Source organism: Desulfobulbus sp. (assembly GCF_030824455.1).
Lineage (GTDB): Bacteria > Desulfobacterota > Desulfobulbia > Desulfobulbales > Desulfobulbaceae > Desulfobulbus.
This window is the reverse complement of sequence record NZ_JAVBXR010000087.1, coordinates 1-14,384: the sequence shown is the minus strand read 5'-3', so window position 1 is coordinate 14,384 and position 14,384 is coordinate 1. Positions and strand designations below refer to the sequence as shown.

Below are 14,384 nucleotides of genomic sequence, written 5' to 3'. Positions count from 1 at the left end.
GCGTGTCGCCTTCAGTTCCGCATGTGAGACAGTATCGCATACATTATATTTAATTCCAAATAAAGTTGGAAACAGTCCGCGCATCCGAGCTGTTTCTGGTATTCGTGTATGTAGTGGTATATAGTTTTTTTGAATCAGTTCTACGGGAGCATGCCGATGGCCGGTGCGTATCGGAAAAACAGAGAAATCGTAGGCAGGAGACGTGCTGATGCATGCTGAAGCAAACATGTTTCCCCGGTGGTTGCTCGCCGCAATCACTGCGGCTTGTGTCGTCCTGCTGGGTGGCGGCGCCTGGTATTACCAGGTCGAGCAAGCGGCTGGGCGGCAACTGGCTGAAAAGCAGCTTGCCGCCATCGCCCATCTGAAAGTCAATCAAATTGTCGTCTGGCGCAGCGAGCGGTTGGGCGACGCCGCCGTGATCACCGACAGTCCTTTTCTGGCACGAGGCGTGGGCCGTTTTCTTGCCGATCCGAACGGCGCTCACACCGAGGAACTTCGCAGTTATTTTCGCAGCCTGCAGAAGCACTATCAGTATTCCGACATCCTCCTGGTCAGCCCCGAAGGGCAGGTCCTCTTGAGCCAGCAATCCTCGGCGCACGGCAACGGCTATGCGGCGGCCTTGGCGGAGGCGCTCCGTGAGCGCAAACCGGTTTTCACCGACCTGCACAATGATGCACTTCACTCGTCGCCCCATATCAGCGTGGTCGCTCCGATCTTTGCCGGCGCCGGGCAGGCCGCAGCACCGCTCGGCGCAATCGTCCTGCTCAGCGACGCCACCCAGTTTCTCTATCCCCTGATCCAGTCCTGGCCGACGCCGAGCGTTACCGCGGAAACGCTGATAGTGCGGCGCGACGGCGATGCGGTGTTGTTCCTCAACGACCTGCGCCATCAACGGGATGCGGCCTTGAAACTGCGGATTCCGCTCAGCCGGACCAATGTGCCCGCAGTGATGGCGGTGCAGGGCAAAAAAGGGCTGGTGGAGGGCCTCGATTACCGGGGCGTTGCGGTGGTGGCGGTTGTTCTGCCCGTTCCGGATTCGTCCTGGTTCATCGTGGCCAAGGATAATACGGCGGAGGTCTTTGCCGGCTGGCATTCCCGCGCCGCGCTGGTTCTGAGCCTGCTGGCCGGCTTGGCCGTCAGCCTGGCCGCCGTTGGTCTGTTTTTGTGGCAACGGCGGCAGAAGGCGCATTATCGGTCGCTGTACACTGTCGAAGCCAAGCTGCGCGCCAGCACCGAGCGCCACAGCATTACCTTGCAGGCCGTCGGCGACGGCATCATTGCCACCGACGCCCAGGGCCTGGTGGAGCTGCTCAACCCGGTCGCCGAGGCGCTGACCGGCTGGCGCCAAGAGGATGCGTCCGGTCGGCCGTTGGCAGAGGTTTTTCATATCGTCAACGAGGCAACACGGAAAGAGGCGCAGAACCCGGTGGCCAAGGTCCTGCGCGAAGGGACGGTGGTGGGGATGGCCAACCACACCCTGCTGATCGCCAAAGACGGGGTCGAGCGGCCCATCGCCGACTCTGCGGCCCCCATCCGTGACGACCAGGGTGAGATCGTGGGCGTGGTCCTGGTTTTCCGCGACCAGAGCGAGGAACGACGAAACCATCGACTTGTTGAGGCGCGGCTGACGCTGATGGAATATGCGCTAACCCACCCCCTGAACGAACTGTTGACCAAGGCCCTGGATGAAATTGGCGGCCTGGTCGACAGCCCCATCGGTTTTTACCATTTCCTGGATGCTGACCAGAAGACCCTTTCCCTCCAGCAATGGTCGACCCAGACGTTACGGGATTTCTGCCGGGCCGAGGGGAGAGGAATGCATTACGGGGTTGATCGGGCCGGAGTCTGGGCCGATTGTGTGCATACAGGCAAACCGGTGGTCCACAACGACTATGCATCTTTACCGCACAAGAAAGGGATGCCCGAGGGACACGCGCCCGTCATCCGCGAACTGGTGACGCCGGTGATGCGGGCCGGCCAGGTGGTCGCCATCCTGGGGGTGGGCAACAAACCGGTGGACTACACGGAGAAGGACATCGAGACCGTTGCCTACCTGTCCGACGTCACTTGGCAGTTGGTCGAACAGAAGCGGATCGAGGAAAAGCAACAGGCGAGCGAACAGCGGTATCGGGATTTGTACCAGAGCATGAGAGACGCTTTCGTTATCGTTGACATGAAGGGACGGATTAAGGAGTGCAATGGATCTTTCTCGATGATCACTGGTTTTACTGAGGAGGAACTGAAACAGAAGACGTATGGGGAGTTGACCCCGAGCAGATGGCACGCGTTTCAAAAGAGGATCGTCAATGAGCAAATCCTGCCGTTCGGGGTATCTGAAGTCTATGAGAAGGAATATCAACGGAAAGACGGGACCGTTTTTCCAGTCGAGTTGCGCACCTTTCTGATCACCGACGACGACGGCCGTCCGACCGGCATGTCGGCGATCGTCCGGGACATTTCCGAGCGTAAATGGGCGGAGAAAGAGCGGGACAAATTGCAGGCTCAGTTAAATCAGGCCCAGAAAATGGAATCGGTGGGCCGGTTGGCGGGCGGCGTGGCGCATGATTTCAACAATATGCTCAGTGTGATCCTCGGGTATGCGGAGCTGGCGCTGGGCAAGATCGATCCGGACGATCCCCTCCATCACGACCTCCAGGAAATCTACGGCGCCGGCAAGCGATCTGTCGACATTACCCGGCAGTTGCTGGCGTTTGCCCGCAAACAGACCGTCGCCCCTACGGTGCTCGACCTGAATACGACGGTGGAAAGCATGCTCAAGATGCTGCGCCGACTGATCGGCGAGGATATCAACCTCGCTTGGCTGCCGGGCGCCAAGCTCAAACCGATCAAGATGGATCCGTCGCAAATAGATCAGATCATGGCCAACTTATGCGTCAATGCCCGCGACGCCATCGCGGGTGTGGGCAAGGTGACCATTGAAACCGGCAATGTCAGCTTTGACGAAGCCTACTGCGCCGATCATGCCGGCTTTGTCGCCGGCGACTTCGTCCGGATGGCGGTCAGTGACGACGGCTGCGGCATGGACCAGGAGACCCTGGGCAAACTGTTTGAGCCTTTTTTTACCACCAAGGCCATGGGGGAGGGCACCGGACTGGGACTGGCCACGGTCTACGGCATCGTCAAGCAGAACAACGGATTCATCAACGTGTATAGCGAGCCGGGCCAGGGAACGACCTTCACAATCTACCTGCCGGTTCACGAAGGCGAAACCTGTGCAATCGGGACCGCAACCCCAGAGGAAACGCTCGCCAGCCCCGGCGAGACCATTCTGGTTGTCGAGGATGAGGTCGCCATCCTCAACCTGAGTAAAACCATGCTCGAACGGCTGGGGTACACCGTGCTGATCGCGTCCTCACCGGGCGAGGCCGTGCGTTTGGCTGAAGAGCACGGCGGCGAGATACACCTGCTGATCACCGATGTGGTGATGCCCGAGATGAACGGCCGCGAATTGGCTGATCGAATCCACACCCGCCACCCGGACATTAAGGCCCTGTTCATGTCCGGATACACGGCGGATGTCATCGCCCATCGAGGCATACTGGACCAAGGGGGCCATTTTATCCACAAACCGTTCTCCAAGCAGGACCTCGGTTTGAAGGTGCGCGAGGCGTTGAAGGCGAAGTAACCGGATGACCTGTGGTTTTTTTTCGGATCGTCGATCCCCCAACGGAACGACGATTCGGGATGCACATCGCGGGCATGGCCCGCTCCTACGCGCACGCTCGACATGAGGGCGGTAGGAGCGGGCCATGCCCGCGAACAAAGTTCGGTATTTGGCAACAATCTTTCCTGTCCACGGTCTGTCACGCTGTTCTTCCGTGAAACCCTTTGCAAAGGGGGGGTGAATGAACAACCCAGACATCAAGCCCGGTTCGTTTTCTTCGTCGATTGCCATCCTGGCTGTGGCCGTGGCGTATGCCGCTCTGGCCAAAGCAAGCTTTCTGTTGACGATTCCTCCCGGCAACATTACTCCGATCTTTCCGGCCGCCGGGCTGGCCCTTGCCGCTGTCGTCATCCTTGGGCCCAAAGCCTTGATGGGGGTCTGGATCGGGTCTTTTTTAGCAAACACCCTGTTCTTTCTCGATGGTTCCACGTCGCCTGCCCAGTCAGGCCCGATCAACGTCCTCATCGGGGCGCTTATTGGCGTCGGCGCCGCCTTGGGTGCGGCGGCTGGAGCTTTTTTCATCCGTCGTTTCTGTAAAGACGAACACCCCCTGCAAAGCGGCAAGAATGTGTTGCTCCTGATCGTTGTCGGCGCATTTGGTTGCGGCATGATCAGCCCGACCTTCGGGGTGCTCAGTCTGATCTGGGGCGGAATTCTCCCCTGGGAACGATTCGGATATTCCTGGGTCACCTGGTGGGTCGGGGACGCCGTCGGCACGCTGGTTGTCGCCCCCCTCGTTTTGGCCTGGCAGCATCGCCACGCTTTCCGCACGCATCTCTGGAGCAGAGCAGAGGCGGTCGTGCTTGGAAGTACGACCCTACTTGCCTGCTTTTTCATTTTTTTTAGAAATATACCCTACGGATATGGGCTGCTGCCCTTGATTCTCTGGGCGGCCTTTCGTTTTGGCATGTGCGGCGCGTCAACAATCGGGGCCATCATTGCACTCCTTGCCACGATTGGCGCCAGTCGCGGCAGCAGCCCGTTTGTGGGGACCACGACGAATGAGTCGCTCTTGTTCCTGAATTCCTTCTTGGGGGTGACGATCACCTCTGCCCTCTTTATGGCAGGAATGATGGAAGAACGAAAACAAGCTGCCGAAAGAATGTTCAAGCTCAACCGGTCGCTCCGGGCCATCAGCGAATGCAATCAGGCCTTGATCCACGCCTCGGACGAAATGGCTTTGCTCAACCGGATTTGCCGTCTGGTGACGGACATTGGCGGCTATCGCCTGGCATGGGTAGGCTTTGCAGAACACGATGAACATAAATCCGTGAAGCCCGTGGCCCAGGCAGGTTTTGAGGACGGCTGTCTGGAAGCGCTCCAGACAACCTGGGCCGACACCGGGCGCGGACAAGGTCCAATTGGCGCCACAATCCGGACTGGTCAACCCCGGGTTGTGCACGACATTTCGGCGAATCCCGACGGTGCGCCGGGGAGCGCCGAAGCATTCAAACGCGGCGCCGTCTCCTCCTTGGTGTTGCCGCTCAAAACAGCAGGCCGAGTGCTGGGGGTGCTGAATATTTATTCCGAGAAGTCAGATGATTTTGACCCGGAAGAAACGAATTTGTTGATTGCGCTGGCCGACGACCTGACCTACGGAATCGTGGCGCTGCGAACCCGTGCCCAACAAGGACAGGCCGAAACCGCATTGCGCGAGAGCGAGGAACGGTTGCGTCTCCTCGGCGACAATCTCCCCGACAGCTATGTGTATCAATGCACGGAGGAGGCGAATGGCACGTCTCGCTTTATCTGTCTCAGCGCCGGAGTGGAGAAACTGCATGGCCTCAAGGTGGACGATGTGTTGCGCGACGCGACCCTGTTGCGAAGTCAGATCGCTCCGGATTTGCTGCCAGCCTTGCAGGCGGCCGAGGCGACAAGTTTGAGCAACCTGACCGACTTAACCATGGAATTGCGCATGCAGAGCGCCGATGGGCAGTGGCGATGGATACAGGTGTGTTCCCGCCCCAGGCATTCCTCCGCAGGTCAGGTGGTGTGGGACGGCGTGGCCACAGACATCACCGCCCGCAAGCAGGCGGACGAGGCCCGGCAGGCCATGGAACAGCGCCTTGCCGAGAGCGAGCGGGAATACCGCGAGTTGGTGATGCTGGCCAACAGCATCATCCTGCGCTGGGCGCCCGATGGACGGATCACCTTCCTCAACGAGTTCGGGCAGCGGTTTTTTGGCTATACGGCAGAGGAGATCTGTGGACGGCACATTATCGGCTCCCTGGTCCCGGAAAACGAAACCGACGGCCGGGATCTCCGTTCGCTGATCCAGAAGATCAGCGACGATCCTCAGAAGTTTGAACGGAACATCAACGAAAATATGCGTCGCACCGGCGAGCGGGTCTGGATCGACTGGACCAACAAGGTGGTTGCCGATGCGGAAGGGCAGATCAAGGAGATCCTGAGCATCGGCTCCGACATCACAGAGCGCAAGCAGGCCGAAGAACAGGTGCACCGTCTCAATGAAGATTTGCGGCGGCACGCTGAGACGCTAGAACAGCGGGTGGCCGAGCGCACCTCGGAATTGGCGGCCATCAACGACGAGCAGCGCGCTATTTTTGAATCGGCTGGGACCGGAATCGTGCTGCTACGCAATCGGGTCATTGTGCGCTCCAACCGCAAACTGGAAGAAATCGCCGGCTATGATCCCGGAGAACTGGCCGGCAAATCGACCCGGATCTGGTATCCGGACGAAGCGTCCTTCCAAGCCGGGAGGGAAATGGTGTACGCTCGGCTGGCTACGGGAGAAACACTTCGCCGGGAACAACAGATGGCGCGGAAGGACGGCTCTCTCTACTGGGTCCGCTTGAGCCTGCGCGCCTTTGACCCCAATGACCCTCTGAAGGGAGCGGTCGGCATTGTCGAGGACATCACCGACGAACGCGAGGCGGCCGAGAATTTGCGCCAAGCCCTGGAGGCGGCCCAGGCGGCCGACCGGATCAAATCCGCCTTCCTGGCCACCATGTCGCACGAATTGCGCACACCGCTGAATTCCATCATCGGCTTTACCGGCATCCTCATTCAAGGCCTAGCCGGACCGCTCAATCCCGAGCAGCATAAGCAAATGAGCATGGTGCAAAAGAGTTCCCGCCATCTCCTCGCCCTGATCAACGACGTGTTGGACATCTCAAAAATCGAGGCGGGCCAGTTGAATCTGGCGCGGGCGCCCTTTGAGCTCACGCCATCGATCGAGAAAATGGTCAAACTCATCACGCCTCTTGCCGAACAGAAGGGAATAGGCGTGGAGATGGACATTGCGCCAGAGGTGGGGGCCATCGTCTCCGATCAGCGCCGGCTGGAACAGGTCATTATGAATCTGCTTGGCAATGCAATCAAATTCACGGAAAAAGGACGGGTGCGGGTTGCCTGCCGGCTGGAAAACGATCACTACCTGCTGTCGTTTGCCGACACCGGGATTGGCATGAAACCGGAGGAGATCCCCGGCCTCTTTCAACCCTTCCACCAGATCGACTCCGGCCTGACCCGCAAACACGAGGGCACCGGTCTCGGTCTTTCCATCTGTAAAAAAATAATCGATTTGATGGGCGGTTCCATCGATGTGGCAAGCCAATGGGGGCAAGGGAGCGTCTTTACCGTGCGCCTGCCCCGTCAGCCTGGAGAGACTGTATGAATAACCGGCTCTTAATTATTGAAGACAATGAACAAAATATGTACCTGATGCGGTTTTTGCTCGAAAAGAGTGGCTTTGCCGTTATCGGGGCGGAGAATGGCAGAAAGGGGATTGAGATGGCCCTGCAGTGCAAGCCGCTCGCCATATTGTTGGACATCCAACTGCCCGAAATGAACGGCTACGAAGTGGCCGCCGAATTAAAAAAACATCGGGATCTCGACGAGGCGCCGATTATCGCTGTGACCTCGTATGCCATGGTCGGGGACCGGGAACAGATTCTGGCCGCCGGCGCCACCGGCTACATTGAAAAACCGATCAATCCCGAAACCTTTGTGGCCGAGATCATCGAGTATCTCCCGAAAAAACAGGGGGCGGACCATGCAGCATAACCGCATCCTGGTTGTCGACGATCAGGAGGAGAACCGCTATTTGATCGAGGTGCTCCTCAAGGGGAACGGGTATGAGGCGTTCTCGACCAACAACGGCGCCGAAGCCCTGGCTCAACTGCACTCCGGCGAGTTCGATCTGATCATCAGCGACATCCTCATGCCGGTGATGGACGGTTTCGAATTGTGCCGCCAAGTGAAAGCAGACGAACGGTTGCGCCGCATTCCGTTTATTGTCTACACGGCGACCTACACCGGTCCCCAGGACGAGGCCTTTGCGATGAAGATCGGCGCCAATCAGTTCCTGCAGAAACCCTGCGAGCCGGAGCTCTTTATGGCGACGGTTCGCGAAGTCATGGCGGCGGCGCGATCCGGCGAGGCTGCCCCTCCGCCTGAGCCGCCGCAGGATGAAGAGGTGTTCAAACTCTACAATGAACGGTTGGTGCGAAAACTTGAGCAGAAGATGCTGCAATTGGAGCAAGAGACCAAGACGTTGCGGGAGACGGAGCAAGCCCTGCGCATCTCGGAGAGAAAATACCGGAGGCTGCACGAAAGCATTACCGACGGCTATGCGTATGTCGATATGCAGGGCTTTATCCGCGAGAGCAACGAATCCTTCAGAAGGATGCTGGGATATACCGACGAGGAACTCTCACGCCTGACCTACATCGATCTCACCCCTGAAAAATGGCGCGCTTACGAACAGGAAATCGTGACCACCCAAGTGCTTTCGCAGGGCTATTCCGAGGTGTATGAAAAGGAATATCGCAACAAGGACGGCAGGGTTTTTCCCGTCGAATTGCGGACCTTCCTGGTGCGCAACGACGTGGACGAGAAAGAGGGGATGTGGGCTCTCGTTCGTGACGTCACCGAACGCAAGCAGGCGGAGAAGGCCCAAAAAGAACTGGAGGAACAACTGCACCAGGCGCAGAAAATGGAATCCATTGGCCGTCTGGCCGGGGGGGTTGCGCACGATTTCAACAACATGCTCAGCGTCATCCTTAGTTATGCCCAGATGGGCCTGGAAAAGACCGAGTCCGGCTCATCGCTGCACGGATATTTGCAAGATATTCTCGATGCCGCGCAACGTTCGGTCAACATGACCCGGCAACTGCTGGCCTTTGCCCGCAAGCAAGCCATTGTCCCCCAAGTGCTCGATCTCAACGAAACCGTGGAGGGCATGCTCAAGATGCTCCGGCGACTGATCGGGGAGGACATTCAATTGCGGTGGTTGCCGCAGGCCAAGCTCTGGCCGGTCAAGATCGACCCCTCCCAGGTCGATCAGCTCCTGGCCAATTTGCTGGTCAATTCTCGCGACGCCATTGCCGGAGTGGGCTCCATCACCATTGAAACCGGGATGGCGATGCTTGACCAAGGCTATTGCGGCCATCATGCCGGGACGGCGCCCGGCGAGTATGTGCTGCTGGCGGTCAGTGATGACGGCAGCGGCATGGGGAGAGAAATTCTTGATAAGATCTTTGAGCCGTTTTTCACCACCAAGGAATTAGGCTTGGGCACCGGTTTGGGACTTTCGACCGTGTACGGCATCGTCAAGCAGAATAACGGTTCAATCAACGTGTACAGCGAACCGGGTAAGGGGACGACCTTTAAGATCTACCTGCCGCGCCACACGGTCAAGCCAGCAATGGTTGCGCCGGAGCGCCCTGCGACCACGCAACATGGCCAAGGGGAAACGGTGCTTGTGGTGGAGGATGAACCGGCTATCCTCAAAATGGCCAGTGTCATGATGCTGGGCCTAGGATACAAGGTGCTCACGGCGAACAGCCCACTGGAGGCCATCAAAATCTCCCACCGGCACACCGAGATTGATCTGCTTCTTTCCGATGTGATTATGCCGGAGATGACCGGCAAGGACCTCGCGGAATTGCTTATGGTTTCACACCCAAATCTCAAGTGTCTGTTCATGTCCGGGTACACGGCCAACGTCATCGCCAGTCATGGAGTGCTGGAGGAAGGGATCAACTTCATTCAGAAGCCGTTTTCGGTCAGGGAATTGTCGATAAAATTGCGCGAGGCGCTGGCGAAATAAACCGTGTTGGCGGAGATAAAGATCCGCTGGCAAGTTCACACTCCTGAGAAGTTATGGCGTTGACCGTCCTGCTCGGACGGTTGCCGAACCCGCCATGTCGGCAATTCAAGCCCGGCTCTGGCCCGATGGCACTTGGTGAAGCCGCTTCTTCAGTCAAAAAGCCCCGACACGGATCGCTACTCTCCGTCTATTTCACCGGCGGCAGAGGCGCCAGTTCAATCTCTTCCTGGGTGACGGGTTGCAACGGGGCCAACTCCGGCTCCTCCGGTTGTATGGGCTTCAAGGGCGCGAGTTCGGGCGCTTCGTCTTTGATCGGCTGCAACGGCGCCAGTTCCGGTTCTTCAGTTGGGATGGGCGTCAGCGGCGCCAACTCGGGAGCCTCGGTTGGCGGCTCGGTTTGCGGCTTTTTGGCGGCGGGTTTCGGGCGTTGCGCCTTTGCTCGTTTGGCCTTTTCCTGTTTTTCCTTTGCCACCTTGGCCTGGTGGGTCCCCTTGCCTTCGCCGATGATATAGCCGTGATAGGTGACGGTTCCCTTGGGGTAGGTCACCACCAGTTCAACGGCTGTTTTGTTGACCGCGACCGCGACCGGCCGGGTGGAGGTAAACGAGCGGCTGCGGCTTTGTCCGTCCGCCGTGCCCGTGCCCACGGTGACCATGATCATCTCGCCCTGGCCTGCGTACTCGGGATGCTTGCTGGGACCAGGCGCATTGCTCCCCGCTTGCTGCGCGGGGGTTAAACGGAATCTCAGGTTGGTGCTGGTGGAAACAACCTGCGCCGACACATCGCCCAAGGTCGTGCCAAACGACATGGTGGCTGAACCGGTGTATTCGCCCTCAATATTGCCCGAAGTGTTGACCGCCTCAAGGTCGATGCTGATGGGCTCTTTCAGCGGCCCTTTCATCATCTGGGAGTCCTTTACGTAGATCACCCAATCAAAATTCTCCATGTCCTGTTCGGCCCGGGGTGCCTCCGGCCAACACCACGAGACTGTGCAGGCCAGCAATGCGGCCAGGATAACGCGGGTTCGTGCAGGTTTCGGTTGGAAAAAGCATCGCAAGACGTTCATAGGATGCTCCTGTTCGTTGTGGCGGCGGAAAATCCAAGGGTGGAAAAGGAAAGGGTGAGGGCAAGGGCTGCAAGCAGGTAGGTTCTTTTCATGTCCACCCTCCTTCTGGCAAGAGTTGTTTGTGACGAATGGCCTGATGTTGATGAATAGAGCGGCGCCTTGTGATTGATTAAGTAAAATGGCTATTAACAAAACTCAGCACAATTTGATGTGAAGCCATGCCCAAGTTGGCCTTGAGACCAAAAGTTAACGTCATCTTCCCACCCAGGCGTAAATGCTGATACAGGGCGAGTGGGCAACGGATCAGGCTGAGTTTCATTCAGAGCCACATTAAGTAAAGATAGAGAGTTGTGGCGTTTTTTGACGGCGCCGAAGATCTGGACGCGCGGTTGTTTTACGATGATTCCGTGGCGGCCAGTAAGCGTTTGAGCCTCTGGGCCTGTTGCATCAACTCCGTAGGGGTTTCCTCCTCGGCAAAGCAACGGACCTCGGCCACTGCCTCCAGGCTGGCCAGCACCCGGCAGAGGGTGCGGCAGCGTTCGCCAAAGGCGCGGAAGGTGAGCATGATTCGGCCCTGGGATTCGTCGCCGGCCTGGGGGTTGCCGCCGAAACCGAGAAAGCTGTCGAGTTGGATGCCGCGTCCGGAAAAGACCGAGGCAATGGCGGCGGTGTCGCCGGCGTGATCCCTGGTGGTCAGAACCACCAGCCACAAGTGCGTTTCATCTGTCATTGTTCCGCCATTGGTTGATTTTTTCCTGGACGGCCTGGGCTGCGCGCTCAACCAGCGTCCGTTCGGCGTCGGTCATTTCGTCGCGGTCCGGCATCACCTGCAACACCGTGCCGGCGAGGAGCACGCGGCCGCCGCAAGGGCCGTGGAGACCATTCTCGCCCTGATGCATGTACTGCGCCGACACCTCGACCCGCCGGCCTTCGAGCACCGCCTTGACCAGTTCCACCGTGGCTGCGGCGGTGGCAGTCTGGGTTTTGGCGTCGGTGTAGTGGATGGCAAAGGGCTTGAGGGGCACGCGCAGGTCGGGCGGCAGGTCGCGGATGGAGTGCAGGGCCTTGAGCGCCCCGTTTTTGGGATCTGAGGCGATCATCTCGATCAGGCGGCGCTGATGGGCCAGCAGTGCGGCGGGATAGTCTTCGGTGCGCAGGCCCCGCCGCAGGGTGGGCTCCACCAGGCGCCATTCCCGGTCGGTCATGCCTTGGACCCGGACTGAACTCCAGATCGGGACCATGCCGTTGCCGTGTTCGCCGAGCACGTAGCCGCGCACCCGCTGCCGGCGGATGCCCAGATCCGAAGCGATTTCCCAGCGGAACCGGGCCGAATCCGAATAGGCGCCCATGCCGATTACGTGGGTGCGGGGCAGGTGTTCGGCAAACACCGCCACCCCCAGTTCAACCGGATTGGTGACGATGATCACCACCGGCGGGCATTCGCCCCGGGTGCGGGCAAGCGAGCGGGCAAAGCGTTCAAACACCGCGACGTTGGCCCTGGCAAGCACGTCGCGCGAGGCTGCGCCGATCTCCGAGGGCGCGGTGGAAAAGGTCTGGCCGCCGGCGACCACCACCACGTCGCCGATGATCTTTTCCGGGTCGTCGGTGACGTTGAGTTCAGGGATGATTTCGGCGTAGGCGTCTTGGAGGTCGGCGCGGAAGCCGTGCAGGAGGTGGGGGCGACTGGAGCGGGGATTGCTGCCGACCAGTTGCAGGATTTCCCGGTTTTCCAGCAAGCGCTGCTGGACGATCTGGGTGACGATTTCCCGGCCGCAGCCGCCGCTGGCGCCGACAATGCTGACATCCATGATTTGTCCTGGTTTGGATTGAGGTCAATCTCCGGGCAGGCCGTTTGAGGCGCTGCCGGAAACGCTCGAGCACGGCGCTATTTTACCGCGCCGGCGCGGTCGATCAAACCATTTTTTCGAAAAAAAGCAGGCGATTGCCGAATACTGCAGGCAGCCGCCTGAGGCGGCGCCCGAGGTGCGCCCGGCGGGCGGGCTGCGGCAATTGCAGGCGTCAGAGCGGGGAGGGGAGGTGTGAGCCGGAGTGATTTGACAAACGCTGGCAACGGTGGTTGCCGACAGCGAGTGCAATCATCGCGACCACCAGCGGCGCCAGCCAGACCAGGCGGCTCTGGTAGCGGTCGTGCGGATTGGACAAAGCCCCGCAGATAAAGGCGTTGCCCAGCAGGGCGAGAAAAACGAACAGGGCCAGGGCCGCAAGATCGTGGCGGGCGGCCCGCAGGCACAGCAGGGCAAGCGGCAGCAGGGCGAAGACCGAGGCCAGCGCAACCGGCAGGTGGATGAGATTCAGGCGATCAAACAATTCTTGCGTCACCTGGTCCTGCTGTTGGCGGGCAGCCTTGAAGGACGGGGCCATGCCGGGAAGAAAATCTGCCAGGATGCCGCGGGTGTCGTGATGGTCTTCCTCCAGGGCGTCGCCGGTGGCAACCTTGACCATCTGCTGGGCTGTGGAGCGCAAAGTGGTCCACAGGGTCATGCCCGGATAGGCCGAAACTGCCGCCTTGGTCAGTTGTTTCAACTCGGGCTCGGAATCGCCGGTCCAGCCGCCGATGTCGAGAAAGGGAGAGAGCCCGCCCCAGAGAAAGTCGTCGGCGGTTGTCGGCAGGCGGTGCTGTAGGGCGCAGAGCTTGATGCCGGGCGCGGGGCAGTGTTCGGCCAGCCAGCGTTGGGCAATGCCGTCCTGGACCAGGCGCCCGAACAGAAATGTCGGGCCGCCGGGGGTGTAGCCGCCTTTGCCGGTCAGGGTCAGATGCAGCAAGGGCATGAGGATCAGGGCGGCCGCGACCACGGCGACCGGCGGCGCCACGGTGATGTGCAGGGGCCAGCGCCGGCAAAAGAGGCGGCCTGCAAGGGTGACCAGGACCAAACCCATGGCCAGGGCCAGGCAGGACATGTGGGAGAGCAGCCCCAGCAGGGCGACCAACCCCAGACCCGCTCGTTCGATCCGGCCCAGCCGCAACCAGCGAAAACCGAGCAGCCAGAGGGCCAGCGCCGTCAGGGGCACAAGGACGTCGGGCATCAACTGAGCGGCGTACCAGGAAACGCCGGTGAGTGCGCTCAGACCGAGGCTGAACCCGCCCACGGCAAAGGGGCCGGCCGGCAGGTCGTGGCAGCGGAGCAGGAGGCGGATCAGCCACACAACAGCCAGGGCTTGCGCCAGCGCCGGTCCCCAGAAGGACCACCAACCCAGCGAAGCGGCCCAGAGAAAAAGACCGTAGAACAGGGAGCGGCCCGGAACCAGCTTCATCTCGAGCGCCGCTTCGACGTACCCGCCGGTGTCGTAAAAGACCACGGCAAATCCGTTCCACAGGGCCGGGGCGAGCAGGGCGGCGAGGCTCGCGATCAGGCACAGCGGCCAGGCGAACAGGGGCAGGCCGCTGAACAAGCGGGCGGCCTGCGGCAAGGGCCAAAGGAGGCGGGGCATGGCTTTGGTGTGCGGCATGGCGACTCGTGGAAAAGTGGGCGTTGCCCTCTGGCGTCAAGGGCATGGATACAGTGGAGTCAAAAATAACCTGGGGGCGTGAGCAATGGGTT

At 59.8% G+C, this 14,384-nt stretch carries 9 protein-coding genes; 4 read left to right on the top strand and 5 right to left on the bottom strand.

What is annotated here, in order from left to right; genetic code table 11:
• Positions 1–208: 208 nt before the first annotated feature.
• From RCH93_RS10810 to RCH93_RS10795, 4 genes are all read left to right on the top strand, one after another.
• Complete coding sequence (locus RCH93_RS10810) at positions 209–3,646, top strand: PAS domain S-box protein (RefSeq protein WP_306548415.1); 3,438 nt, start codon at positions 209–211, stop codon at positions 3,644–3,646.
• A gap of 220 nt (positions 3,647–3,866) precedes the next feature.
• A complete protein-coding gene (locus RCH93_RS10805; RefSeq protein WP_306548414.1) occupies positions 3,867–7,322 on the top strand; it encodes a PAS domain S-box protein in 3,456 nt (1,151 codons plus the stop codon).
• The gene (locus RCH93_RS10800) at positions 7,319–7,711 is read left to right on the top strand and encodes a response regulator (protein WP_306548413.1); all 393 of its coding nucleotides are present in this window, start codon (positions 7,319–7,321) and stop codon (positions 7,709–7,711) included. Before RCH93_RS10805 ends, RCH93_RS10800 begins: the two co-directional genes overlap by 4 nt.
• Positions 7,701–9,758, top strand: a complete 2,058-nt coding sequence (locus RCH93_RS10795) for a response regulator (RefSeq protein ID WP_306548412.1) — start codon at positions 7,701–7,703, stop codon at positions 9,756–9,758. The genes RCH93_RS10800 and RCH93_RS10795 overlap by 11 nt, the downstream gene beginning before the upstream one ends.
• 187 nt (positions 9,759–9,945) lie before the next feature.
• On the opposite strand, the gene RCH93_RS10790 is transcribed toward RCH93_RS10795, so the two are convergent.
• From RCH93_RS10790 to RCH93_RS10770, 5 genes are all read right to left on the bottom strand, one after another.
• Positions 9,946–10,704: a hypothetical protein gene (locus RCH93_RS10790; RefSeq protein ID WP_306548411.1), complete on the bottom strand. Its 759-nt coding sequence runs from the start codon at positions 10,702–10,704 to the stop codon at positions 9,946–9,948.
• 289 nt (positions 10,705–10,993) lie between these two features.
• Positions 10,994–11,143 carry a hypothetical protein gene (locus tag RCH93_RS10785; protein ID WP_306548410.1) on the bottom strand — a complete coding sequence of 50 codons (150 nt, stop codon included), beginning with the start codon at positions 11,141–11,143 and terminating at the stop codon, positions 10,994–10,996.
• Between the two features lie 75 nt (positions 11,144–11,218).
• Positions 11,219–11,554, bottom strand: a complete 336-nt coding sequence (locus tag RCH93_RS10780) for a hypothetical protein (protein ID WP_306548409.1) — start codon at positions 11,552–11,554, stop codon at positions 11,219–11,221.
• On the bottom strand, positions 11,544–12,632 hold the full coding sequence (locus RCH93_RS10775; protein WP_306548408.1) for a hypothetical protein: 1,089 nt from the start codon (positions 12,630–12,632) through the stop codon (positions 11,544–11,546). The genes RCH93_RS10780 and RCH93_RS10775 overlap by 11 nt, the downstream gene beginning before the upstream one ends.
• Before the next feature lie 211 nt (positions 12,633–12,843).
• Entirely contained in the window at positions 12,844–14,292 is a 1,449-nt protein-coding gene (locus RCH93_RS10770; protein WP_306548407.1) for a hypothetical protein, read from the bottom strand.
• Positions 14,293–14,384: the final 92 nt, after the last annotated feature.

Bases quoted from the DNA above. Each gene is read 5' to 3' on its own strand.
- RCH93_RS10810 (WP_306548415.1), top strand. From the start codon at position 209: ATGCATGCTGAAGCAAACATGTTTCCCCGGTGGTTGCTCGCCGCAATC.
- RCH93_RS10805 (WP_306548414.1), top strand. From the start codon at position 3,867: ATGAACAACCCAGACATCAAGCCCGGTTCGTTTTCTTCGTCGATTGCC.
- RCH93_RS10795 (WP_306548412.1), top strand. From the start codon at position 7,701: ATGCAGCATAACCGCATCCTGGTTGTCGACGATCAGGAGGAGAACCGC.
- RCH93_RS10790 (WP_306548411.1), bottom strand. From the start codon at position 10,704: ATGGAGAATTTTGATTGGGTGATCTACGTAAAGGACTCCCAGATGATG.
- RCH93_RS10770 (WP_306548407.1), bottom strand. From the start codon at position 14,292: ATGCCGCACACCAAAGCCATGCCCCGCCTCCTTTGGCCCTTGCCGCAG.
- RCH93_RS10785 (WP_306548410.1), bottom strand. From the start codon at position 11,143: ATGAAACTCAGCCTGATCCGTTGCCCACTCGCCCTGTATCAGCATTTA.
- RCH93_RS10775 (WP_306548408.1), bottom strand. From the start codon at position 12,632: ATGGATGTCAGCATTGTCGGCGCCAGCGGCGGCTGCGGCCGGGAAATC.
- RCH93_RS10780 (WP_306548409.1), bottom strand. From the start codon at position 11,554: ATGACAGATGAAACGCACTTGTGGCTGGTGGTTCTGACCACCAGGGAT.
- RCH93_RS10800 (WP_306548413.1), top strand. From the start codon at position 7,319: ATGAATAACCGGCTCTTAATTATTGAAGACAATGAACAAAATATGTAC.